Raw genomic sequence first — 23529 nt, forward strand, 5'->3', positions numbered from 1 at the left:
AGGAGGAATACGGAAGCCCAGCCGCCGGCCGCGAGGACCACACGGCCATGGCGCCCGTGGGCCGCCGCGGCCCGCGGGCGACGGGGGAACCCGGAGACCTCACAGGACCTCGACGTAGTCCAGGAGATCGAGAGACTCGAAGACCTCGAGGATCCCCGCCGAGAGACGGCTGACCACGATCCTGCCACCCGCGTCGCGGTACTCGCCGACGGTGGCCACGATCGTTCCGATCCCGGTGCTGCTGATGAACTGCAGTTCGGTGCAGTCGAGCTCGAGGTGGAGCACGCCGCGCTCGAGAAGCAGGCGCAGCTTCTTCGCCAGCAGCGGCGCCGCCTCGGCATCGAGGTGGCCTTGCAGCAGCAGGCGCGTGCGGCCGGGGGCGAGCATGCTGCCCTCGCTGATAGCGAAGCTCTTGGTGGCTTGTTCGGTTTCTTCGTCGCGGTTGCTCATTGGAAGATCCTCTTGCTGAAGGTGATCCGGTTGCCCGTGGGATTGAACTCGTGCTGCATCGTGTCCAACAGCAGCCGCATGATGGTGATGCCATAGCCGCGGGTGCTGCGCTTCTCCAAACGCTCCGCGATCCCCGTCGCCGGCAGACGCGACGGATCGAAAGGCCGGCAGGTGTCCTGCACCCAGCCGCGGATCTCGTCGGGGAAGAAGTGGAGGTGTACGTCGATGTGAGCCGGGCCGCGGGAGCGCAGGCCATGCTCGACGATGTTGGCGCAGATCTCGTAGATGGCGATCCGGAGCTGCACCAGATGCTTGCGCTGCTCCCCATAGGTAGCGAGCAACAAGCCAGCGTAGCGCGATAGCAGGGGCAAGCAATCCGGGGAGTTCCGGAACCTGCCATCGTAGACGGGCATGCCGTCCTGGAGGGCCCAGGCATGCTGCACCAGGTTCCCCGGAGAGGCGACGGTCGTCAGCCTCGCCTGGGTGGCCGCTGGCAGCACGGTCTCCCGCAGGGTGAAGCGCTTGTGGACGCCATTTTCCTCCACCCGGAGCGAGACCTGTCGCAGCTGCAACATCCGCGACGCCTCGACGATGCGCCAGAAATCCGACTCCCAGCTCGACGACAGGGCACCAGCGTGGAGCAGTTCCGCTCCGCCCGCGGCCAGATCGATGCGATCGAGCACGATCATGCCGGCGCCTCCCTGGGAGCGGACACCACGCCGGCGGCGTGCGCCGCGGCGGCCGGCGCCGTCGCCAGTCGTTGCAGGGCGAGGAGGGTGAGATCGTCGCTCGGTGGTTCCGCGCCCCGGTGCGCCTCGACGCGCCGGCGGAGCCTTTCTACCGCGGCGTGCGCGCTGCTGCATCCCTCCAAGAGTTGCAAAACGGCAGGCGAACCCAGCTGCTCCCCGCGGGCGTTCATCGTTTCCAGGAGGCCATCGGTGTAAAGGAGCAGACCGTCTCCCGGGGCGAAGGACAGCTCGTGACGCTGTAGGCTTTCCTGGAAGCGCGCTTCGTCGAAGATCCCCATGGGTTTGCCCCGGGCCGGCAAATAACGGGCGCCGCCGGAACCGAAGACCGCCGGCGGGCACTGCCCGGCGCTGGCGTAGGTGAAGGAGTGCAGCCGCGTATCGAGCACGCCATAGAGACAGGTGACGAACATGCCACGTCCCATGCTGTGACGCAGCATCCGGCTCGCGGCGAGCAGGACGTCCACCGGGTCGCGACCCGCGGTGGCGAGACCGCGGAGCGTCGTCCGCAGCATGGCCATGACCACGAGCCCCGGAATGCCCTTGCCGCTCACGTCGGCGGTGGCGAGAGCGAGGCGCTGCTCGTCGAGGGCGAAAACGTCGTAGTAGTCGCCGCTCACCTCGAGGGCAGGGGTGTAATGCGCCTCTAGTTCGTAACCAGGGGCCGCCTGCACCACCCTCGGGAGCAACATCGATTGCAGCTGCCCGGCGATTTCGAGCTCGCGATCGAGCCTCTCCTTCTGCACCAGGTCGGTCTGGGCCTTCTCCAGGTTCTCGGCCATGGAGTTGATCAGGTTCGCGAACAGGCCGAGCTCGTTGCGCGAGCGCACCCGGACCCGGGTACCGAGATCGCCGGCGCCGAGGCGTTGCACGCCGCGGCGCAACGGCCCGAGGGGGCGCAGGTTGAGGTGCACGACACCGGTCACCGCCAGGAGGGTGAGCAGCGTTGCCAATCCACCCACGGAGACGAGGTAAGCCTGAGCCTGCCACACCGTGCTCTCGATCTCGTCGCGGCTGGCACGCAAGACGAGCCTGCCCACGTTCCTGTCCACGTGCCGGATGGGGCTCTCGACGACCAGGTGCGGCCCTTCGAGCCACACCGATTCGCCGGCGAGACCGGGGATGACGAGGGCGCGGCGCTCCGGCGGTGGCGGTAGGCGCGTGCCGACACGCAAGAGGTCGCGATGTCCCTGCACCCGCCCGTTCGCATCGAGGATGACGAGGTCGATGAGATCGGGAGTCTCGGCAAGAGCGCTGCGGATGAGCGCGTGCAGGCCGAGCTCCGGATCGTGGCGGAGCAAGGGGGCCGCCGCTCCGAGCGACAGGCTGCGGCTCTTGGCGAGGAGACGCAGGGTGAGCTCCCGGGTCAGGGTTTCCCGCGCCCGGCGCACCACGGTGGTCACGGTGAACGCGAAGGCCAGACCGGTGACGAGGGCCACGGTGACGCCGAGCTGCACGCCGAGACGCTGGTGGAAGCGCGTCCTAGGGCTCACGGCGGCCCTCCCCGATTTGTTCGACTTCGAGCTTCTCCTCCAGGATGCGGGCGCGGTAGCGCAACGCCTTCTCGTTGGCGGGATCGATCTCCAGGACCTGGCGGCAGCGCTCGAGCGCCGCGTCGTACTGCCCGCGGCCGTAGAGTTCGACGCCTTCGAAGAGATAGGCCTTGATCAGATTCTCGCCCACACCTTCGAAATGCGGCGACTCGAGCCAGACAGCGCGCCAATTGCGGATGGCGCGCTCGAAATCGCGCTTCCCGAATGCGGCCAATCCTTCTTGGTACAAGCGCTCGAGGTCGCGCTGCTCCGCCGCCGAGAGCCGCCGCGGTGGTGCCGGGGAGCGGTCCTCGGGAGCGTGCTCCTTCGGCGTGAGGGTGGCCACCGCGGTGGGTTGCTTGGCGGCTGCGGCACGCGCCTTCGCGGCGCGGACGCTGTTGCGGAGCTCGAGGCCGAGCTCGTGGCGCGGCTCGAGACGCAGCAGCTCGGAGAGCGTTGCCTCGGCCTTGGACCAATCGCCGGCGCTGAAGCGGGCGAGAGCTTCGGCGAAGAGCTGGCGCAGGTTGCGGTCGCGGTCGGCGGCGCGCTGCAGGCGCTCGCGCGCCTGCTGCAAGCCGGCGCGAGCCAGCGTGTCGTCCGGCCAGCGCTCCACGATGGCCTGGAAATCGGCCGCCGCTTGCCCCAGGTTGCCCGCCTGCAAAGCGGCGACGGCGCTCGCGTGCAGCAGCTGCCGTTGCGTCGCGTCCTCGCGGGCACGCGCCCGGGGTTCTTCCGGGTCGACGGCGAGGACGCGCCGGTAAAGAAGGAGTGCCGCCTCGAAACGCTCGGCGGCGAAGGCGCTGTCCGCTGCAGCCAGGGCTTTCTCTTCCGTGTCGCGTTCGCGCGCCGCGAGGAGTTGTTCGAGTTCCGCCGTCACACGGCGTTGCTCCTCCTGCCGCCGCGCTTGGCGGCGGTCGGTGAGACTGGCGCCGAACTGCACGCCCAGGCTGAGGAGGTCGTTGCGGGGCAACGCATCGGCTGGACGCAGCGCGTAGTCGAAGCGGATGTTCCGATACGCCAGACCGAGACCCACGGTGGGGTGACCGTCGTCGTAACCGCCCCGCAACATCAGCATCCCTTGATAGGAAAGCTCCAGCCCGGCGCCGGGCCGCGGCTGCGCCGCGCTCGGCAAGTCGACATCCACGGCCGCCACCCAGGCCAGGCGCGCTGGCGCCCAGGTGCCGCCGTAGCCGAGGCCGAGCTTGAGACTGCGCGGATCGCGAACCTCATCCTCGGCGAGGGCCAGCCGCGGCTCGACCGCGTTCTGCAAGTTGGCACCCAGGCTCAACCAATGTTGGCCCGGACCGGTGCTCTCGTACTGCAGCGCGATTCCCAAATCCAGGCCGACGCTGGCGTCGCTCGTCGCGTCGACCGCTTGCTGCGCGACGCGGAGCGAACCGCCGAGGGCCACGAGGCCACCGACGTTGCGACCGAAGCCGACCATGAGGCTCGACTCGGAGTTCTCGAAGGTCCCGAGCGAACGGTTGCGCTCGTCCACCCGTTCGATTCCGGAGACATCGAGACGTTGGTAGCCGAACGCGAGCGTGCCGAAGTCGAGCATCGGGTAGCTGCCGAAGGCAGCGTGGTAGAGGCTCCCATCCAGAAAGAGCTGGGTGCGGAAGAGACTGAGATCGGCGCGCGCAGTCGAGGCGAGGCGCGCCGGATTCCAGAAGAGCGCTTCGGCACTCCGCGACGTCGCCGCTCCCGTGCGTCCCATGGCCTGTTCCCGCGCGCCTGAGCCGAGCTGGAACGGGCTCTGGGTGCCGCCATCGTCTTGCGCGATGGCGGCGCCGTGCAAAGCGAACCAGACGCAGGCACCGAGAAGGAACGTTCGGGCCGCTGCCGCGAGACGAGAGTCGTGGCAGCGGTCCGTCGTACCGGTCATTCTCCACGGCAGCTTCATCGCTTCACCGCCAGCTTGCGGAGGAAGGTGCCGCCGCCGGTGCCGTTCACCACGAGCCGCAGCAAATACGTGCCGTTCCGCACCATGTCGCCGGCGCCATTGCGGCCGTCCCAGCGCAGGTCGTCGTGCAGGCCCGCACCGAGTGGCGTGGCTTGGAGCAAGCTCACGACGCGTTCGCCGGTGAGTGTGTAGATCTCGGCGCTCACCTGTGCGTCCGCTTCGAGGACGAAAGTGATGTGACAATCGCCGTGCAGTGCCGGGGTGAACGGATTCGGGTAGCTGCTCAAGCTTTCGCGCAGGTTCGTCGCCGCCAGATGCACCGAGGGGGAGAGCCACGGCAAAGTGGCGCCGTCGAGGGGTCGGGTTGGGACCAAGACGCCGCCGGAGCTCGCTTCCACGCCGTCCGCTTGCAGCGCCAGGCGGAAGTCGGCGACCCGTGGGCTCCCGAGGACATCGAGTTCGAGGTCGAGATCCTGTGCCTCGCCGGGAGCCAGCGGCGGCAGGCTCGACAGATCGACCGCGAGGCTGTCCGCCACGAACACCGCCGTGAGGCTCTGCGCACCGAAGCGCAGGCGCGCCGCAGCGGCGAGAGAGCTCACGGCCAGCGGTGCTCCTTGCGCATCCCGCACGAGCAGCGCCAGCGCCAGCGGCTGGATCGCCGCCTCGTTGGCGCCGCCGGGGTGCTGCAGTCGGAGCGCGATGACGTGCTCCGTGGCGCCGCGGCGGATGTTGGCCGGCGGCTCCGCCTTCGGACCGGCGGCGACGCCGAGAGGTGGCGCCACGATGCGCACGAGCTCGGTGGCGAAGGGCAGCGCCCCCGTCGTCGCGAGCAGGCGCGAGGGATCGTTGGCATCGCGCAGCTGCAGGGCCTGCGACTCGAAGGAGAACCGCAGCCACGTTGTCGCCACGGTCGCCGCGAGGTCCGCCTCGATGTCGAGATCGAGCTCGGCGCCGGGCGCCACGCGGAGCGGCGTCGCCAGCGTCAAGGTCAGCCACGGGCTGCCCGACGGTGCTCCGGTCGCCGCGACCGGGTAACCGCCGGCGAGCAGTCGGGCGCTCGAGAGGACGTCGGTCACGTCGGTGCCGCGATCGTCGAGGGTGCGGAAGGTGAGGCTGCCGATCTCCACCTCCGCCGTCCCAGACGGAACCTGCAGCCGCGAAAGCGACAGCCGTGCCACCGGGAGGTTGCGCGCGCCAGGGAAAGAGGAGGGCGGCGTGCGCGAAGTGGCCTGCAGGGCGACATCGCCCGCCGGTGCCTGCACCTGCACCGGGCCCAGGATCCAGGGAAGCGCGGTCGGTGCCGGAGCGATGGCGACGGGATCGCCGCTCGTGGCGTCGCGCACGGTGAACGCACTCGAATCGAGAACGGCGATGGCGAAGGCGGGCACGCTCGCCTCGTCGCGCACATCCAGGAAGAGATCGAGCGCCTGCGGCGCGCCCGAGGCAACGAGCTGGGGGATGGCGAGGGGCAGCTGCAGGGTGGGATCCGTCCCCGGGTCGGTGGTCTCGAGGAGCGTCGTCGTGCCGTTGCGCACCGCGAGACGCCGGACGAGGCCGGCGGGCGCGAGAGGGTTGCCGCTCGAATCGCGCCAGGCGATGGACAAAGCGGTGATGCGCGCTTCGCTCTCGTCGAGAGCACCCTCGAGGGCGAAGCGGAAACGCCCGGCGTGAACGTCCCGCTGCCCGCGATCGAGCGCCAGCGGCAGGGTGCGCTCGAGCTCGACAGCGATGCGCGCCGCCTGCGTGTGAATGGTGGCCGACTGGCTCGTCCACGGCAGCGTTGCCTGCACCGTGACCGGCTGGCCGCTGTTGGCGTCCTCGGCGGCGATGGCCGTGGCACCGGCGACGCGGAGGCGCACGTTGCTCGCCGTTGCCTGCGTCGCCATGCGGGCCGAGAGCACGAGTTCCACGGCTTCGCTCCCGTGCAGGAGGGCAGGGGGCGAGAGCGGTAGCTGCACCGAGCTCGTGGCGGGCAGCGAGTCGATCTGCGCGTGCACCAGCCCGCCCGCGCGCACCTCGAGATGGTCGAACACGGCGGCAGCGGGTTGGGCGTTGCCGCTCCCGTCCTCCACCAGGATTTGCAACGCCCCGATGCGGATGTCCGCGGTGCCCGACGCCGGATCCGGATGCGACAGCTCCCACTCCATGACGGTCACGGCCTGGCCGCGATTCACCGTCGGAGGCAGGCGCGAGACCAGGTTCGCCTCGAGGCCGCTCGGCGGCTCGACGACGACGACCGGCGTGCTCGTCGCGGGATCGCTCTGCACCGTCGAATCCGCCACCTGGACGGTGAAGCGCAACGCTCCGGTCGCCGTGGCGGAGAATCGATAGGTGAAGCTCCCCTCAGCGCTTGGCGCCAGGGCGAGCTCCGGCGGCTCGGGTCCGCTGACGAGCACCGCGCCGCCGGGAGGATCGATGCCCAGCAGTCGGGGTACGACGCGGGTGAACGCGGTCGTGCCCTGGTTCCGGCCGAGCACGATGAGATCGAGGGTCTGCCCGCGACTGGCGAGGAGCGGAGCGACGGAGACGCTGGCGAGCAGGTCGTCAGCCGAGAAGCGGTGGACGGCGAGTGCGTCGATCGCGTTGTCGAGAGGGCCATCGTCAGCGGACGCCATGTCGACGCCGAGTACCGGGAGCCGGAGCGCGACGCGGCGGCCTTCGGTGGGTGCGGGGGAGGTGTCGAGGGTGATGTAGAAGCGCCGGCCGCCGGTCGGAATGGGGACCGGCGGCGGCTCGAACAGCAGCTGCGCGCCCTGTGCCACGGCGCTTCGCAGGCGTAGATCGGTGGCAGGGTCGAAGCCGGCTGCGGCGCCGCTCTCCTGCCACAACCAGTAGCTCGCCACGTCTTCACCGAGCACGGCCGCCGAGTCGGTGGCCACGGGCTCGAGACGGAGTGCCTGCAGCGTGTCAGGCTGCCAGCCGTTCGACGGCAGGAGCAGCGAGAAGATCAGGACGTTGGTCTCGTTCGCGCCCAGCGTCCGCGAGGCCACGGCGCCGTTCTCCACCTGCGCGCTCACGAAACCGTCGACGACGTCCATGCCGGGGGAATCGAGGGGGAAGGCGCCGTCGGATGCCGTGCCCAGCTCGGCGTAGCCGATGTCGGCAGCGCTTTCCAGAGTGAGGTCGAGGGTCGAGCCATCGCGCGCCGCGCTCGGGAGCAACGAGTAGGCGACGAGAAGCCGTTGCTGCTTCTGTGGCGCCAGTGCGTAGGCGAGTCCGCCGAAGCGGATGCGGCCGCCGTCGGACGTGCCCGACGACAGCTCCCGGTCGGTGGGATCGAGGATGCCGTTGGCGTTGTCGTCGGCGACCAGATCCCAGGCCCGCAGCTCCACGGCTGCGGCGGTGCCCCGGTGCACGAGCTCGAGGGTGCTGAGCGTGCGGGAGGCGGCGTAGCCGTTGAACAACTCGAGCACCATCACCGGTTGCCGCTCCGCATCGGGGTGCACGACGTGATCGTCGGCGATGCCGGCGATCCAGGTGATCCGATCGGGGACGGAGAAGACGAAGGGGTTGCCGCCCAGGAGCGCGCCATCGATAGGGCCGTCGTTGCCGCTCGTGACCGTGACCCCAAGAAGGGGGATACGGGCGCGGAAGGTGGCGCCGCTCTGGGGTGACTTGGAGACATCGAGGACGACGAGGAACCGGCGCGGCGAGGCGGCGAGCAGGGGCCAGCCGATTCCCGAAGCCTCCCAAACGCCACCGCTTTTCGCCTGCAGTCGGGCCACCAGCGGATCGGCGGTGCTGAAGCGACCATCGCCGTCGTCGGCGACGAGCTGCATCGCCTCGATGTCCGAGGCGGTGGCGGTGCCGCTGTTCTCCAAGCGGAAGGCTTGCAGGACGTCGTCTTCCAGGCCGTTCGCCGGCAAGGCGAGATCGAAAACCACGGTGCCCGTGCTGCCCGCGAACAGCGCTCCACCGCTGCTCGAGCGCACGGCATAGCCCCGCGCCGACTGGCCATCCACCACGGGGGGTGCCTGGGTGTCCAGTGCGGCAGGAAGCTGCACGGCGAGGCCATTCGCGGTCGCGATGTCCGTCGCCGCGGCGAGTTGAACGCGGAGCGACTCGCCGTCGCGGACGCGCAGCGAGTCGGGCGTCAGGGTGACGAGCAGCTGCACCGGTACGCCGCTCTCGAGGCCGACGCCGAGGGAGTTCCCGAAGAGGATTTGCCTCGTGCCGTCCGGCACGGTGGAGGCGATCCGAGAATCGCCGGCGCCGAGGGTACCGCTCGCATCGCTGTCGAGCCAAAGTTCGGCCGCGGCGATCTCGGCGTCGGGATCGACAGCAGGGCCGCCGGGCCCGGTCGAGGTGTGGAGCAAGTGCAGCGACATCAGGGTGTCGGTGGTGGCGCTGCGCGCCCGCAACGACAAACCGAGCACGGGTAGTCGCGTTGCCCCGCGGGGCACCGGCGCGGCTGGGCCCGGGATGCTCACCTGGGTCACTTCGAGGACGCGTTCCGCCCGGATCAACACGCTGTTGGGGTTGCTCCAGCTCTGGTCCTCGGGTCCCCGGCGGCCGGAGGCGAAGGCGAGGCCGGTGAGAGGGAGCGCACCACGGAGTTGCCGCCCGTCCCGCGCGGCCTCGGCGACATCGGCCACGACGCGCACATCGATCCCACCGGCAGGGATCGGCAGCTGGAAGCCGCTCGCCGACCAGCGTTCACCGCCGGTGTGGAAGAACTCGGCGACGTCGAGATCGACCCAGATCTCCGGAAGCGGCCGCGTGCTCCCGTTCGTTTGGCCGCTCTCGTGCCGACTCGGAGGGGCCGCATCCTCGGTGGGCCCACCTGTCGCCGCCGGGACTTGTCGCACCGCGAGCGTTTGCAGATGCAGCCGGGCGAGATCGACGCCAGAGACCGCGTCGCCGACCTGCTGCATGTCGATGCGCTCCAGCACGTCGGCTGCACCGCCATCGTCGGGGACGCGGAAGCGCAAGAGCGGCACGCCGGCAGCACCGGGGAACACGGTATCGGCGGGAAGCGGGGTGAAGGCGATCTGCGCCTGCACGAGATCAGCGACCGCCACCGACCCAGGGCTCGAGAGCGGGAATCCCTGCGGCGTCGCCACCGTGAGGGGCCCACTCCAGGTCAGGTCACCCAGCGCCGGCACGGCAGCGGATAGCGCGAGCCCATGGCGGGCGCCGGTCAGCGAGACGTCACCGCTCACGAAGAGCGTGGCGGTTTCCGCCGTCGTCAGAGAGACGAGGAAACCCCCGGCGCCCCAGCTCCCTGCCGTGGGCGAGCCGCTGTCGAGGAGCGTGTCCGCTTGCGGTTCGAGCACCAGATCGCCATCGTCGCGCCAGAGACGCAGGTGCACCAGTCCGGTGGAGACGGCGAGGTGCAACCCCGAGAGCACCGCTGTCTGGGCGCGGTAGTTCTCGAGGCGCAAGGTGAGCAAAGGCACGTCGACGCTCCCGGGGTGCACCGTGCTCGTGCCGATGGGAAGGGGTTCGACCTGCACGGTGGGGATGTCCACCCGCGCCGTATCGTTTGCCGGTACGGGATCGGCCTGATCGGCGCGCAGGAGCAGAGCGACGTTGGAAACGACGCCGACCCGGGCACCCACGTCCAGCGTGGCGACCAGACGCAGCGTGGCGCTGCCGCCGACGCCGAGGCTGCCCACGCTCCACACTCCCGTGAGCGGGTCATAGGCACCTTGGCTCACCGTGTGCGAGGCGTAGTCGACGGCCGTAGGCAGCAGGTCGAGAACCTGGATCCCCGTCCCCGGGTTCGGTCCGTTGTTGACGAGGGTCACGGTGTACGTCAGGCCCCCGCCCTCCACGGGATTCGGATCGTCGACGCTCTTGGCGACCGCCAAGTCCGTGCTAGGGGCGGCGACGGGTGTGATGGAAGCGGTGTCCGAGTCGTTGGCGCGATTGAGATCCACCTGGTTCGCCGCGCTCAGGCTGGCGGTGTTCGAGATCGGCGTCCCGGCGGTGCCGAAACCGACGCGCGCCACGAGCTGGAGGGTGCCGCTCTCGAGCGGGTTGAGAGTGCCCAGAGCCCACACCCCCGTGCCGCTCGTGTAGTCACCGTGGCTCGCCGTGTGTGACTCGTAGGTCGTGCCCGCGGGCAATGCGTCGGTGATCGCGATGCCCGTCGTCGTGAGCAGGCCGAGGTTGGTGACGTTCACCGTGTAGGTGACGGTCTGGCCCTCGGTGGGAGCGAATCTGTCGACGATCTTGTTCACCGCGAGATCGCCGGTTTGGACGGTGATGGCCGCGGAGCCCGCATTGTTGTTGAGATCCGCGTCACCGCTGCCGTCGAAGACGGCGCTCGAGGCGGTGTTGACGATGCTTCCCGAGGCGCCGGCGTTCACCTTCGCCTGAATCCCGAGCGTCGCCGCGCTGCCACCGGCCAAGGTCCCCACCAGCCAGCGCCCGTTGAGCGGTGTGTAGCTGCCCTGACTGGCGGTGTTCGCCACGTGGGTGAGACCGGAAGGCAGGAAGTCGTCGACCCGGATGGAGTTCATCGCGCCCGGACCGTGATTGGTCACGGTGACGAGGTAGTCGACCGTATCCCCTTGAGCGGCGGCAGGGGCGCCGACGCTCTTGGTCACCGCGAGGTCGGCGGCGGTGTTGAAGGCCACGTAGTAGTAGTTCACGCCGCTGGCGTTGGCATTGGGGTCGGCGCCGACTTTGAATCCCGTGAGCTGGAACTGGCGGATGGCGTTGTTGATCAGGCCGCCGGTGGCATCGCAGTAGAGCGACATGTCGAGCGCCAGGGAGTCGCTGCGCTGCACCGCAGGGGAGCCGGGGCCCTGGCGGGTGACGAGGGCGTACTCCGGCTGGAAGCCCGTGACGATATCGTGGTTGCCGCTGGCGTCCCCGGTGTAGACGCCATCCGCCACGATGTCGAAAGCCGCTTTCCAGGCGGCGTAGTAGTAGACCGTGCCACCGGCGTTGACGAGAGGATCGAAGCCGACGGTGAAGCCGGTGCTGTCGAAGTTCTGGATGCAGTTGCCGCGCTCGCTGCTGTCGACGAAAGGCAGGCTCAGGTCGGCGGGTTGGGCGGCAAATCGTTGCATCGCGAGCTGACCACCGTCGCCGAAGAGCAACACGTACGAAGGCTGGAAACCGACGCTCACGTGCTGGTTGTCCAGGCCGCTACCGGCGTAGGAGCCCAGGACCAGGAGGTCCGGAGAGGCAGCAAAAGCGACCCAGTAGTAGGTGGTCGCCGCGGTGTTCACCGCGGCGTGGTTCCCGACGCTGAAGCCGTTCGCATCGAGCGAGAGGATGCCGTTCGCCAGCACGGTCCCATCAGCGCCGAGCGACTTGGCGGCGTTGCCCGGCATGCCCGACATGCGGACGAGAGTGGCTGCGGGCAGGTCACCCTTGACGAGAACGAGGTCGGGTTGGAAACCGAGGCCGGTGATGGAGCGGAGCGGGGCGCCGTTGCCTGTGTAGCGACCCGTCGCGATGCGGTACCCGGTTCCATGCGCCGCGGCCGGAAGAAGCAGCAGGCACAACGCGGCAAGCCGCCAGGGGAGGCGGCGAGGAGCTCTCGCCTCCGACGTTTGGCGAAACATGACCACCCCGAGACGACTTCCGCGGCAGCGGCGGGAATGCGGGCGCCGGTGCCAGAGGACGAGCAATCCGCGTTCCCTGCAGGGCCGTGCCGTGGTGCGTTCGGGTGCCAGCGACTGGAAGGATCCTTGCATTCCGGCGTGCGGGGGAAAGGGAGCTTGGATGCCGAAGGCGCAGCAGGGTAAGAGCCAGCCCAGCACCGACGCGGCGCAGAAGCGCTACCAGACGCAGAAGCGGCTGGCCGATGCGCTGTTCGGTCTTTTCCGGACGCTGGGCAGCACGCTCAGCGTCGAGCGCGTCGCCCAGGTAGGGTTGCTGACACTCACCGGACAACTCCTGATCAAGCGCGCCGCTTTCTTCGCCCGGGATGGCCATGGCGACTACCGCCTGCTCACCGTCGTCGGCGTCCACTGGCCCGAGTTGAAGCAGCTCGTGCTACCGGGACGGATCCTGGAGCCGAGGCTGCACGACGTCGCCCATCGTCTCCTCGACCTCGAGGCGCTGCCGGGCCATGAGTCACTCGAGCGTCTCGCTGCCCGCGGCTTCCGCAATCTCGTTCTGCTCCTGGACGACCAGGAGCCGCTGGGGCTCATCGTGCTGGGGGAGAAGATCGTGCCCGCCCCGCTCACCGCCGAGGATCGGCAGATCCTGGAAGCGTTCTCGGTGGTCATGTCGCTCAGCGTGAAGAACTCCATCGCCTATCAGCTGGTGGAGAGGAGTCGCAACGAGCTGCAGCGTCTCGACGAGATGAAGCGGGAGTTCATGAGCCACGTTTCGCACGAGTTCCGTACACCGCTCACGGTGTTGAAAAACACCGCGGAGCTCACCCCCATGGAGCCGGAGCTGGCGGAGATGCAGCGCAGCGCCCTGGCGCGCCTCGAGTATCTCGTGGGCTCGATCCTCTTGTTCAACGACAGCGCCGCCGGCGAGGTGGCCCTCGACCGCGAACCCATCGATCTGCAGGCGTGGGTGGCCGAGGAAGTACGCCCGCTCCTGGAAGCTCGTGGTGACTTCGAGCTGCACGTGGCGCTGCCGGCCGCCACCATCCGCTTCGACCGCCAGAAGATCCGCATCGCCCTGGAGTCGGTCGTCGACAACGCCATGAAGTTCGGCTCGAAAGAGCAGAAGCCCCAGGTGCATCTCTATCTGAGCAGTCGGAGGAATCTCGAGGCGGAATACCAACGGTCCGGCGCGGAATCGGAGCGGCTCGACATGGAGCGATTGCACCCGCAGGCGGCCGTGGACCCCGCCAGTGCCGACGCGCTCCTGGTGATCGAGGTGAAAGATCGCGGCATCGGCATCCCCCCCGAGGAGTTGGAGTCGGTGTTCCAACCTTTCACACAAGCGCTCAACTCGCCGACGCGGGGTGTGCGCGGTCCCGGGCTCGGGCTCGCCATGGCGAAGCGGATCGTCGAGGCCCATGGCGGCGAAATCCTGTGCCGGAGCGCCGTCGAACGGGGCACGATCCTCTGTCTCGTCATTCCCACCGCGCCGGTCTTTGCACGCTCCCGCGCTCACCGGAAGGGACGGGGCGCCGCCTGAGTCGCGGCTTTCGCTGGAGGCGCGGTGGCAGCCTGAGCCGCGGTTGTCGCCAGAGTTGCAGAAGTCAGCCCTACTTCGGCGTCGCCGGGACGGCGAGCTTCGTCGCCACCGTCAGATCTGCCGCGCTGCTGTTCCCCTCCTGCAGGCGGTGCTCCGCGAGATCCTCGATGCAGCGCGTGACCAATGCGGTCCAACCGGTCTGGTGGCTGGCGCCGACGCCGCGGCCGCTGTCGCCGTGGAAGTACTCGTAGAAGAGCACCAGATCTTTCCACGCCGGGTCGTTCGCGTAGCGCGCTTCGTCACCGTGACAAGGCCGCCGGCCCCGGCCATCGGGGAGGAGGATGCCGGAGAGGCGCATGGAGAGCTCGTGCGCCACCTCGGCCAGGTTCATCCACTGTCCCGATCCCGTCGGGCATTCCACTTTCAGGTCGTCGCCGTAGAAGTGGTGATAGCGCTCCAGCGCTTCCACCAGGAGGTAGTTGAGGGGGAACCAGATCGGTCCGCGCCAGTTGGAGTTGCCGCCGAAGAGCGCCGTGTTGCCCTCGCCGGGCACGTAGTCCACCCGGTATTCCTGGTCGTGCACGTGGAAGACGAACGGATTCTCTTCGTGCACCTTCGATACGGAACGCACGCCGTAAGGGGAGAGGAACTCGCTCTCGTCGAGTACAACTCGGAGCACGCGGAGCAAACGCTCCTTGGTGGGGATGGCGAGTAAGCGATGCCCGTGGTCGGAGCCGTTCTCCTGCATGTAGCTGATGTGCTGCGCCAGATCGGCGCGGTTCTCCAGGAACCAGTCCAGGCGCTTGCGGAAACCGGGCAGCTGATCGAGCACCTCTTGCTCCAGCACCTCCACGGCGAAGAGCGGGATGATCCCCACCCAGGAGCGGGTGCGCAACGGCAGGTGCACGCCGTCCATGTTCAAGGAGTCGTAGTAGAAACCATCGGCCTCGTCCCACAGACCGCGCCCGCCCATCCGGTGCATGGCGTCGGTGATGGCGACGAAGTGCTCGAAAAACTTGGAGGCCACGTCTTCGTAGGCGGGCTCCACGCTGGCCAGCTCCAGCGCCATGGACAGCATGGTGGCGCAGTAGAACGCCATCCAGGCAGTGCTGTCGGCCTGCTCGAGATGGCCGCCCGTGGGCAGAGGCAGCGAGCGGTCGAAGACGCCGATGTTGTCGAGACCGAGGAAGCCGCCGGAGAAGAGGTTCCGCCCCTCCACGTCCTTGCGATTCACCCACCAGGTGAAGTTGAGCAGCAACTTGTGGAAGACGCGTTCGAGGAACAACCGATCGCGCCGCTCCGGGGGTCCGGCGATCTTGTAGGCGCGCCAGCAAGCCCAGGCATGCACCGGCGGGTTCACGTTGGAAAGCGCCCACTCGTAGGCGGGGATTTGCCCGTTCGGGTGCATATACCACTCGCGCAGGAAGAGGACGAGCTGCTGCTTGGTGAACTCCGGGTCGAGCTTGGCGAAGGGCAGCATGTGGAAGGCGAGATCCCAAGCCGCGTACCAGGGGTACTCCCACTTGTCGGGCACGGAGATCACGTCGCGGTTGTACAGGTGCTCCCAGCCGCAGTTGCGCCCGCGCCGGCGCTCCGCCGGTGGCGCAGGCTGGGAAGGATCCCCCTCGAGCCAGTCGCGGACGACGTAGTGGTAGTACTGCTTCGTCCAGAGGAGACCGGCGTAAGCCTGGCGAAGGACGCTGCGCTCCGCCGGCGTGGTGGCCGCTGGAATCACGGTGGCGTAGAACGCGTCCGTCTCCTCGCGGCGCTGCAGGAACACCGCATCGAATCCGGGGCCGAACGGTGCGGCCGGCGCGCTCTCGGCGGCAGTCAGCCGCAACTCGATCCGAGCCGAGCCGCCGGCGGCGAGCTCGAGGACATACCAGCCGGCGGCCTTCGTTCCCGTCTCCGCCGGGTTCACCGCCTGCGTTTGTCCATGGACGACGCGCGCATGGAAGGCATCCTTGCCAAAGGCCTGCGGATCCCCTCTACCCCAGAGCCGGTGCGCGTTGCTCTCGTTTTCCGTGAACAGGAGCTGCGGCCAGCGGCCGTCGGGACCGCGCCCCAAGCTCAGACGGAAACGACCCGCCGACGGGTGCTCGGCCAGCACCGCCGCCTCGCCGCTCCGCATGAGGCGCGGCTTGGCGCCATAGCCCTCGGAAGTGCGCCCCCAGCTCCAAGTGTTGCGGAACCAAAGCTGCGGCAGCAGGTGCAGTACGGCGTTCTCGGTGGCGCGGTTTTCCACCGTGATGCGGATGAGGATGTCGTCCGGCCCGGCCTTGGCGTACTCGGCGAAGACGTCGAAGTAGCGCTCGCCCTCGAAGACGCCGCTGTCCACGAGCTCGAACTCGCCGACCTCGCGGCCGCGGCGGCGGTTCTCCTCCACCAGCCGGGCGTAGGGGTACTCCGCCTGCGGGTACTTGTAGAGTGCCTTCATGTAGGAGTGCGTAGGGCTCGAATCCAGGTAGTAGTAGAGCTCCTTCACGTCCTCGCCGTGGTTGCCCTCGTTGCCCGTGAGACCGAAGAGGCGTTCCTTGAGAATCGGATCGCGGCCGTTCCACAGCGCCAGTGAGAAGCACACCCGGCACTGCCGATCGGTGATGCCCAGGAGACCATCCTCGCCCCAGCGGTAGGTGCGGCTGCGGGCGTGGTCGTGGGGGAAGGACTCCCAGGCGGTGCCGCCGGGTGAGTAATCTTCCCGCACCGTGCCCCACTGGCGCTCGGACAGGTACGGTCCCCAGCGCTTCCAGTTGTGGGTGCGCCGCGCGTCCTCGTCGAGCCGGGCACGTTCGGCGTGCGAGCGGATCCCGGGCTTTGTCTCGTCATTCCCCGTGAGGTTCCTCGCCACGATGGTCCCCTTCCTGTCGTTGGGGTGGCGGGAGCATTGCACCCGCCCGGGCGGATCTTAAGACAACACCGGCTCCTCGGGCGGCGCCGGCCGTGCCTCGGGGGCGATAGAGGTCGTCCGCGCGTGGAACCGTTGTGCAGCCGGAAAGTTGGATCTATCGTGAAGAAGCGCCCGGCGGCATCCGCGGGCCCATCCGCCGTAGGGAGAAGGCATGACGACCGACCGGAACCCCTGGATCGAAGCCTCCGACGTCATCCCGATGTTCCCCACCCTGGTCTGGAAGCTCCAGCTCCGGGCCGAGGTACGCCAGGCGATGGACAACCGGATCCTGGCGCTGTTGGAGGAGCTCAGGCGGCTCGAGCCGGATCCGCTCGGGCGCGGTCAGGGTTGGCAGTCGGAGCGGAGGCTGCACGAACGGGAGGAGTTGCGGGAGTTCGTGGAGTGCGTCGGCGCGGCAGCGAAGACGATCCTACGGTTCCTAAAAATCGGTTACGAGGACTTCGAGATCACCGGCTGTTGGGCCAACGTTCTAGCGCCGGGCGCGGCACACCGCGCCCACAGTCATCCCAACAACTTCTTGAGCGCTGTGTATTACCTGCGGACGCATCCGGGCGGCGACACCATCCACTTCCACGATCCACGACCCCAGACCGGGATTCTCCGGGCGCCGGTCACGGAGCTCACCGCGGAGAACACCGACCAGGTCGTGGTCCCGGTGCGGAACGGGACGCTCCTTCTGTTCCCCGCCTATGTGCAGCATTCGGTGGAGGTGAATGCCGCAGCGGAAGAGCGCATCAGCCTCAGCTGCAACATCATGTTCTCTTCCTTCACGGAGAACCTCAGCAAGCCGCTCTGGTAGGACTCCCGCCTCACAGGCGGGAGGCGTTGTGGCCGCACGACATCGGGGACGCGCCGAGCGCGGCGCGTGACTCTCGTGCGGGTCACGGTGCTTCGACGGGCTTCCAGGACGTATCGGGATTGTAGCGGTCCATGGCGCGGAACTGGTCGAGCGTCTTCGGCCCGAGGTCTTTCTCGTAGACGACACCGTCATGCCCGACGATGAAGGTCTTCACGCCGGTGACGGCGTATTCGGCCGGTGCGGCGGCGAGGGCGAAGCCGCCGATCATTACACCCTTGACGACAAAGTCCATCTCGCCGAGTGGCGCGTCCGGGCCCTGGCGTGTGAGGACCTTGAAGAAGTAGCCGTGGTAGGGCTGGGCTTTGTCGCTGTAACCCTCGGCGATGACCTTGGCGATCGCCTCGCCCACGGGGCCCTGCCACGTTCCATCCGCGGCTCGCCACGCCAATCCATCCTGCTTGCCGGGGGTGCTGATGATGCGTTGCGCGTACTGGTTCACCATCGAGCCTTCATGCTTCTCAGAGGCATACTCGTGCTGCGCTTCCACGTAGCCGCGGCACACCTCGATTGCATCGAGCTCGTTGCCGCCGATGCGGCGGTACAGGATCTCCTGCCGCCCGGCCTTGGAGTCGAACTGCCAGGTGCTGCCCTTCTGGACGATGGGGATCGGCAGCGGCCATTCGTCGACACCGACCGAGAGGATCGCGACCTTCTTGTTCTTGGGATCGCGGACGACGCGGGTCTGCTTGCGCGCTTCGGCCGCGAACGCGGCGCTCTGGTTCTTGTCCTGCACCGGGTCCTCGGTGACCACGAGGTCCGCGCCGTCCGGCCCGAGAATGGACTTCAATGCGGTCACGTCGAATTGCTCGGCGGCGGCGATCAAGGCTTCGCTCGCTTCCTCGGGCGTCTTGAAGGTCCGCTGCTTGACCTGCGAGCCCGAGGGCGTCGCGTTGGACTGCGCCGCAGCCCCGCCCGGTGACAGTGACGCCAGCACCCAGGCGAACCCGAGGCACCAGCCGAGGCGCGCGGCATGGTCACGGAGCCCGACGAGCCTGCGACCTTCGCTTCGGAATGTCATCGCGCTCACCTCCGACGTCCGCCGCCGCCGCCGCGCGGGGCGCCGCGCGATCCCATGCTAGAGGCACCGCGGGAGCCGCTCGCCCGGGCGCTGCTGCCACTGTAGCTGCTCCCGCCGCCGAAGCCACCGGCCTTCGAGCTGCTGCTCCGCTGTTGGATGTTTCGCCCACCGATGGGATCGCCGCCGGCACGACTTGCACTCGCCCCACCGGCAGCGCGGTTCGAAGCGCTTGGCGCGCTCGCACGGTTACCCGCGCCCGGGCTCGCGGCTCGGTTGCCAGCGCTGGGCTGCTGCCGCGTGCCCGCCTGCTGGCGGTTGCCCGGCGACTCGCCGCGCGCCGAGCCGCCGTACTTGTTGGCGGTCGCCTTGTCGGCATAGGGGGCGGCACCGCGATGCTGGGGATTGTGCTGCCAGTTGCCGCCGCCGGCGCCTGCCCCGCCGCGGCCACCGCGGTCTCCAGCACGGTCACCGGCGCGGGGTTCGGCACGGTTGCCGCGGTCTCCACGATCGCCACGGTCGCCCCTGTTGATATTGTTGAAGTTGTTATCGACGTTGATGTTGACGTTGTTGCCGCCCCAGCCGCAGCCGCAACAGGAACCGCCCCAAAAGGCGGCACCCCACATGACGCCGATGCTGAAGGACATGAATGCAGCACCCGGAGGATAGGGAGGGTAATAGATCGGCGGATACGGATACACCGGCGCGCCATAGACGACCGTCGGGCTGTACGACGGCACGTAGATGACCTCTGGATTCGCTGGCTCGACCACGATGACCGTCTTCTCCTCGATGACCTTCGTCTCGACCGTCTGCTGCTCGTTGGATTCCAGGGCACCCTTCTCCTTGGCTTTCTGGCGCATGCGCTGCACCGCGTCCATGACCTCGCTTTGCTGGGCGAGGAAGGCGTTGCCGAGATCCGTCGTCCACTGGATGTCGTCCGCGAGCCGCTTCACCACGTCGGGAAACGCGGCCATCGATTGGATGCTCGGGTCCCAAGGTTCCTTCGCCACCGCATCGGCGAGTTCCTTGTCTTTCAGATTGGGGTTCTTGGCGAGCCACTGCTGCAATTGGATGATCTCGAGCGGGTAGGTGGAGGCGACGAGAGTCTGCGCCAGCAGCGGGTCGGGGTAGAGAGCGATGGGTGCCACCAGCGATTCGAGCTGCTCGGGCGGCAGTTTCACCGCGGTCGCCTCGGCAGCACTCTGCGCCGCCGTGGTGTCCGGTGGCGGGGCAGTCGGTGGCTGCGCCGTGGCAGCCGGCGGCTGCGCCGTGTTGTCCGGTGACGTTGCATCCGGCTTTTGCGACGCGAGCAGAGCGCAGGAGACATTCCCGGGCACGAGCAGGGCCGCGCAGCCGATCGCGAGGAGGTCGCGGCAGAGCAACCGCCAGGATCCAGCGTCCGAGTGCTTTGACTTCATGGCGTTGCACTTCCTTCGCGCCCACATCACGCGGAGCGGGGGCGCCACGATATAACACCGTGCGCGCACAACAGGGCGGCTTCGAACCGCCCGTAGGATACGGCAGGGCCAAACGGCGGCGCAAGGCCGCCCCATGCCGGGTCGGGGAGGCAAGCGATCTTGTATCCTGCGCTGGCGAGCCATCCCTGGCGTGCCCCCGAACCCAACGAGGAAGCATGTTCACCAGCGCCCGGTCGATTACCGTGATCGCCACGATGCTGCTGCTGGCCCTGGCCACCCAGGGTGCAGCCCAGATCACGCTGCCCACGCGGCCCCACGAGACCCTGAGCCTCGAACTCGAGAGCCTGCGCGACGACATCACGCTGTACAAAGGGGATCCCCAACATCTGCTGCTCATGAGCGTCAATCCAGACAGGTTCAGGCCGCGCGTCGAGTACTCGGGTGCAGCCCGTGCGCTGCTGCGCATTCGCGATCTGTACCTGTTCGAGAATCCGAAATACAGCTCCCTGACGCCCGAGGAGCGCGAAAAAGCGGAGGGTCCCATTCCCGAAGAGTGGGAAATCCGTCTGTGCCCTTCCGGCCCTACGAGTTTCACGCTGCAATGCGACCGGGGGAAGGGCACGTTCGACTTCAGCGAATTCCAGGTGCAGAGCGTGCACATCGAGGCGAACCGGACGAAGGTGGAGGTCGAATTCGCCAGCCAGAACCCGATCGTGCTCGAGAGCTTCTTCGCCAGCGTGCCCGCGGGGTCGCTCCGATTCCAGCACCTGCTGAATGCTCGAGCCAAGCAGGTAACGCTCGACGTGCCGGGTGCGGTGTGTCAGTTAGAGGTCGTCGGTGCGGAATCCGAGGGGGAGTCGGTGATCAACCTCCAAGGTGTGCCCAGCGAGATGAAGGTCGTCGTTTCCCGCAAGGTGGGCGTGCGCGTCACCGGTCCGCCGGCGACGGCCGCCCACTTCGCCGCCCCACACATGGCGCAAGCGGGCGAGGACTGGACGAGCCAAGGCTACGAGGCCGCCAAGTGCCGGGTCCGGTTCACCTTCGCCGAGGACGTTCCGAAACTCGAGGTGGCTTGGAAGTAGAACGCAATCCGTGCTCGTTAGAGAGTGTCGCCGCCGCGCTCAGAACCGGGTCGTGAGACCGATGTTGAACATGTCGTACGCGAGCGGCGGCTCGGTGTCGAAGGGCCAGTGTACTTCTTCCTGGCGGAGCTCGTAGAAGCCGTACTGCAGGGCACCCTGGAGGAGGAAGCGCACGACCGGCGCCGCGTAGGGCGAGTTGTCCGCGACCCCGTCGACGAAAAAGCCGATGGCCGCGAGGGCACCGCGATCGATGCCGGTGGAGAGCAGCCAGTACCAGATCTTGAAACTGGGGAACACCGCCATGCGCTCGTAACCGGCATGCAGAGACAGCATGCTGCCGAAGCCGACCTCGAGGGCGGACTCCCACGACTCGCCGAATCGCGTGTGGCTCGTGAACTGCTCGAGCGACAACGCGTCCGCCGGACTCAGAACGCCCACCGCGCTACCTTCCAGCTCGAGGGTGTGCCACCCGAAAGTGCCGGAGTTCTGGAGGACGAAGCGGCCGCGGTCCGAGGCGAAGCGATAGCCGTAACCATCGCCGAAGCCAGCCCCGAACCGCCACATGTCGGTGCCGACCTCGGAGGCTTCGGGCAAGTCGCTGGCGAGGCGGCTCGCGAAGTTGCCGACGTGGGCGAAGTGCGTGCTCTGGTGCAGGAGCCCCTCTTCGCCCGCATAGCGCCGCTCGATCCGGTGGCCGAGCAGAATGCCGAGGGACCCCACCTCGGCCAGATCGCCCCCGAAGCCGTCGCGGTCCGGGTCGCCGATGCCGTACTGGAGGCTGATCACGGGACGCGCGTGGCGCAGCAGGTACCTCCAATCGTGGTCATTCTCTTCATCGTCGGTCGAGTGCCCTCTGTCCGCTCGCGGCATAGCGCCCGCGAGGGGTGCGGCGGCCACCGGCGGTGGCCAGAGGAGGAGCAGAATCCCCGCGGCAAGCGACGCGGCGGCAGAGACGGCGGTCCATGGCGAGCGCACGGCGTCTCCCTCGGTGGCAGTGGGACTCGGAAACCTCGGCGTGGGGCCTCCGGACAATACGCGCGAACCGGGCGCCAGGTTACTGGAAGCTAGGTTCTCGTCGCTATGGGCACGGCGCGCGCGTCCACTCCGCCACCAGCCTCCGTATCACGACAGGGCGTAGCGAGGCAGAGACATGACCAGGGACTGCACGCCCTCGGCGAGCGTCGGGTGCACGGCCTGGGCGTCGACGAGAGGCCGGGCGGTAGAGCCGGCCTGCATGAGGGCGACGAAGATGTGGATCAGCTCGCCTGCCTCGAGCCCGACCATGGCGGCACCCAGGATCTTCTCCGTCTTCGGGTCGATGAGGAGCTTCATGAGTCCCGCCGTTTCGTCCACCTCGACGGCGCGGGCGATGGATGCGTAAGGCAAGGTCGCCACCTCGTAGGGGATGCCCGCCGCCTTCGCTTCTGCTTCCGAGAGTCCGACCCGTGCCACCTGTGGATCGGTGAACACCGTGTAGGGCACGAGCCGGCCCTCGCGCCCGCGTTGCGACCGCCCCAGGAGGAGGTCGTAGAGGATGCGGTGGTCGTCCCAGGAAGTGTGGGTGAACTGGGGGCCGCCGATGACATCGCCCACGGCGTACACGCCCGGGCTGCTGGTGCGGTAGTGCGCATCGACGAGGATCTCCTTCCGGGCACCCAGGCGGATGCCGGCGGCCTCGCAACCCAGCTCGTCGGTGTTGGGCTGGCGGCCGACGGCGACGAGGAGATGCGAGCCGATCAAGGGTGAGCCTTTCTCCAGCGTGAGCTCCACGCCGCGTGCATGGCGGGCCACCGCTTTCCCCTCGTTGTCGAGGAAGAGCTGGATGCCCTCGGCACGGAACACCTGCTCGAGGGCCTCGGCCACATCGGGATCCTCGCGCCCGAGCAGGTGCTCGCCGCGCTGCACGATGCTCACCTCGGCGCCGAAGCGCCGGAACATCTGACCGAACTCGCAAGCGATGTAACCGCCACCCAGGATGACGAGGTGCTCCGGTAGCTGGCGCAGCTCCATGATGCTGGCGTTATCGACGGCGGCGACCTGATCGAGGCCGGGAAGGCGTGGCTGCACGTGCCGGGCGCCGGTATTGATGATGACGATCTCGGCGGTGTGCGTCGTAACGCCCACCTGGATCTCCCGGGGGCCGACGAAGCGGGCATGACCGTGCTGCCACTGCAAGCGCTCTCCCTGGCCTTCGAGGCGCCCCTGCACACCCGCGCGCCACTGGCGCACGATCTCCGTTTTACGATCCACGACGGCGCCCAGATCCACCTGCACCTCGCCGGTGCGAACCCCGAGCCTGCCGGCGTGGCGCGCCACATGGGCGGCGCGAGCGCTCGCCACCATCGTCTTGGTCGGCGTGCAGCCGTAGTTGATGCAGGTGCCGCCCAGGTTCTTGCGCTCGACGACAAGCACCTTCTTCCCCGCTTCGGCGAAGCGCGTGGCCAGAGGGACGCCCGCCTGGCCGCTCCCGATGACGATGACGTCGTAGCGCATGGGTTCCCCTTTGTGCTGGTTTGCCGGCACGGCCACAGCGTCCGTGGGTCGCGCCTC

General features: G+C 68.3%; 13 protein-coding genes. 3 read left to right on the plus strand and 10 right to left on the minus strand.

The genetic code is table 11. The features are described 5' to 3' along the window. Positions 1 to 99 precede the first annotated feature (99 nt). From VFE28_12750 to VFE28_12770, 5 genes are read right to left on the minus strand one after another with little or no spacing between them, the layout of a single operon-like run. The gene (locus VFE28_12750; GenBank protein ID HZM16862.1) at positions 100 to 450 is read right to left on the minus strand and encodes an STAS domain-containing protein; all 351 of its coding nucleotides are present in this window, start codon (positions 448 to 450) and stop codon (positions 100 to 102) included. Continuing rightward, positions 447 to 1139, minus strand: a complete 693-nt coding sequence (locus VFE28_12755) for an ATP-binding protein (GenBank protein HZM16863.1) — start codon at positions 1137 to 1139, stop codon at positions 447 to 449. The genes VFE28_12750 and VFE28_12755 overlap by 4 nt, the downstream gene beginning before the upstream one ends. Next, complete coding sequence (locus tag VFE28_12760; protein HZM16864.1) at positions 1136 to 2689, minus strand: SpoIIE family protein phosphatase; 1554 nt, start codon at positions 2687 to 2689, stop codon at positions 1136 to 1138. The genes VFE28_12755 and VFE28_12760 overlap by 4 nt, the downstream gene beginning before the upstream one ends. Then, entirely contained in the window at positions 2679 to 4613 is a 1935-nt protein-coding gene (locus tag VFE28_12765; GenBank protein HZM16865.1) for a PorV/PorQ family protein, read from the minus strand. The genes VFE28_12760 and VFE28_12765 overlap by 11 nt, the downstream gene beginning before the upstream one ends. A 14-nt stretch (positions 4614 to 4627) precedes the next feature. Next, positions 4628 to 12094, minus strand: a complete 7467-nt coding sequence (locus VFE28_12770; protein ID HZM16866.1) for a hypothetical protein — start codon at positions 12092 to 12094, stop codon at positions 4628 to 4630. 220 nt (positions 12095 to 12314) lie between these two features. Between VFE28_12770 and VFE28_12775 the strand changes: the two genes are divergently transcribed. After that, the gene (locus VFE28_12775; GenBank protein ID HZM16867.1) at positions 12315 to 13694 is read left to right on the plus strand and encodes an ATP-binding protein; all 1380 of its coding nucleotides are present in this window, start codon (positions 12315 to 12317) and stop codon (positions 13692 to 13694) included. A gap of 70 nt (positions 13695 to 13764) precedes the next feature. On the opposite strand, the gene VFE28_12780 is transcribed toward VFE28_12775, so the two are convergent. Continuing rightward, the gene (locus VFE28_12780) at positions 13765 to 16542 is read right to left on the minus strand and encodes a glucosidase (protein HZM16868.1); all 2778 of its coding nucleotides are present in this window, start codon (positions 16540 to 16542) and stop codon (positions 13765 to 13767) included. Between the two features lie 211 nt (positions 16543 to 16753). Here VFE28_12780 and VFE28_12785 point away from each other — a divergent pair, with 211 nt between their 5' ends. Next, a complete protein-coding gene (locus VFE28_12785) occupies positions 16754 to 17401 on the plus strand; it encodes a TIGR02466 family protein (GenBank protein HZM16869.1) in 648 nt (215 codons plus the stop codon). 82 nt (positions 17402 to 17483) lie between these two features. Here the strand turns inward: VFE28_12785 and VFE28_12790 are convergent, their stop codons facing one another. Then, positions 17484 to 18479, minus strand: a complete 996-nt coding sequence (locus tag VFE28_12790; protein ID HZM16870.1) for a DUF2950 domain-containing protein — start codon at positions 18477 to 18479, stop codon at positions 17484 to 17486. Positions 18480 to 18484: 5 nt separating this feature from the next. Further along, positions 18485 to 19897, minus strand: coding sequence for a DUF3300 domain-containing protein (locus tag VFE28_12795; protein HZM16871.1), 1413 nt, complete (start codon positions 19895 to 19897; stop codon positions 18485 to 18487). A gap of 215 nt (positions 19898 to 20112) precedes the next feature. Here VFE28_12795 and VFE28_12800 point away from each other — a divergent pair, with 215 nt between their 5' ends. Further along, a complete protein-coding gene (locus tag VFE28_12800; GenBank protein HZM16872.1) occupies positions 20113 to 20979 on the plus strand; it encodes a hypothetical protein in 867 nt (288 codons plus the stop codon). A 39-nt stretch (positions 20980 to 21018) separates the two neighbouring features. On the opposite strand, the gene VFE28_12805 is transcribed toward VFE28_12800, so the two are convergent. Further along, positions 21019 to 21954, minus strand: coding sequence for a hypothetical protein (locus VFE28_12805; protein HZM16873.1), 936 nt, complete (start codon positions 21952 to 21954; stop codon positions 21019 to 21021). A gap of 147 nt (positions 21955 to 22101) precedes the next feature. Then, positions 22102 to 23472, minus strand: a complete 1371-nt coding sequence (locus tag VFE28_12810) for a mercuric reductase (GenBank protein HZM16874.1) — start codon at positions 23470 to 23472, stop codon at positions 22102 to 22104. Positions 23473 to 23529: the final 57 nt, after the last annotated feature.

It is taken from the genome of Candidatus Krumholzibacteriia bacterium, assembly GCA_035649275.1.
In the GTDB taxonomy this organism is placed as follows: domain Bacteria; phylum Krumholzibacteriota; class Krumholzibacteriia.

Coding starts and splice junctions, on each gene's coding strand:
- VFE28_12750 (HZM16862.1), bottom strand. CDS start 450: ATGAGCAACCGCGACGAAGAAACCGAACAAGCCACCAAGAGCTTCGCT.
- VFE28_12800 (HZM16872.1), top strand. CDS start 20,113: ATGTTCACCAGCGCCCGGTCGATTACCGTGATCGCCACGATGCTGCTG.
- VFE28_12765 (HZM16865.1), bottom strand. CDS start 4,613: ATGACCGGTACGACGGACCGCTGCCACGACTCTCGTCTCGCGGCAGCG.
- VFE28_12755 (HZM16863.1), bottom strand. CDS start 1,139: ATGATCGTGCTCGATCGCATCGATCTGGCCGCGGGCGGAGCGGAACTG.
- VFE28_12775 (HZM16867.1), top strand. CDS start 12,315: ATGCCGAAGGCGCAGCAGGGTAAGAGCCAGCCCAGCACCGACGCGGCG.
- VFE28_12795 (HZM16871.1), bottom strand. CDS start 19,897: ATGAAGTCAAAGCACTCGGACGCTGGATCCTGGCGGTTGCTCTGCCGC.
- VFE28_12785 (HZM16869.1), top strand. CDS start 16,754: ATGACGACCGACCGGAACCCCTGGATCGAAGCCTCCGACGTCATCCCG.
- VFE28_12810 (HZM16874.1), bottom strand. CDS start 23,472: ATGCGCTACGACGTCATCGTCATCGGGAGCGGCCAGGCGGGCGTCCCT.
- VFE28_12790 (HZM16870.1), bottom strand. CDS start 18,479: ATGACATTCCGAAGCGAAGGTCGCAGGCTCGTCGGGCTCCGTGACCAT.